The sequence below is a fragment of the Mycobacterium sp. NPDC048908 genome (genome assembly GCF_043197955.1).
In the GTDB taxonomy this organism is placed as follows: Bacteria; Actinomycetota; Actinomycetes; order Mycobacteriales; family Mycobacteriaceae; genus Mycobacterium.
Window position 1 is genome coordinate 76,392 of the sequence record NZ_JBICUE010000023.1, and the last position, 862, is coordinate 77,253.

The window sequence follows — 862 nt, forward strand, 5'->3', positions numbered from 1 at the left end:
GACGAGGCTGGGACCGTCGCTGATGAGGCAGAAGTCGAGCCGCCGGCCGAGGCTGAGACGGCATCCGACGAACCCGCGACGGAGGTCCAGGCCGCGGCGGACGACGACCCCCTGTCCGAATCGGCGGCCGAAGCTGAAGAACTCGCTCAGGAAGTAGCCGAGGCGTCCGACGAGGAAATTGGGGCGGCGGCCGAATTCACGGCAGCCGGCGAGGAAGCCGAGATGGCGGAGTCCGACGACTCAGAACCGGACGAACCAGAGACCGAGGCCGCCGAAGCCGCTGTCGAAGAGGCAGAAACCGAACCCTCCGAGGAGGAGGCGGAAGCAATCGTCGACGAAGCCACTGCTGCCGCTGACGACGAACCCAAGACCGGCGTTCTCGAGCAGGCGAAACCCGAACCCTCCAGGCAACCCGAGCCTGCCATCGAGGCCGGCGGACGACTGAGGCGCTGGCTTCGTCGCAGTCGCTGACGGCGATTCTGTACCAGATTTCCGCCGCTTTCGCACAAGTTATCCCCAGGCGCGATTTCATCCACAGGCTGGGGTGATCTGGTGGCCGACCGTCGGTGTGGCGGAATATTGTCGAAAGTATGTTCGATTTGCTGGCCGCAGCCGCCGCGGGCACGTCAGGTGCCGCCGCGGTGGGCGGGTGGGCGCGGGTGGAGAACGCCGCGTGCGCGCGGCGGCTGGCGGCGACCGCTGACCTGCTGGAGGCGCGGTGGTCGGCCGACGGTTCGGCCGAGCGCGACCAGTGGTGCTTGGACAACTGGGATGCCGTCGCTGCGGAGGTGGCCGCTGAGCAGAACGTGTCCAACGGGGTCGCGTCGCATCAGTTGCTGGTGGCGATGGCTTTGCGTGAGCG

General features: G+C 67.6%; 1 protein-coding gene and 1 pseudogene. Both read left to right on the forward strand.

What is annotated here, in order from left to right; all coding sequences use genetic code 11:
* Positions 1–471, forward strand: a pseudogene (locus ACGFK1_RS31395) (prolipoprotein diacylglyceryl transferase); the annotation flags it as partial.
* 119 nt (positions 472–590) lie between these two features.
* On the forward strand, positions 591–862 hold a 272-nt coding region (locus ACGFK1_RS31400; protein WP_393439172.1), incomplete at its 3' end, for a DUF222 domain-containing protein.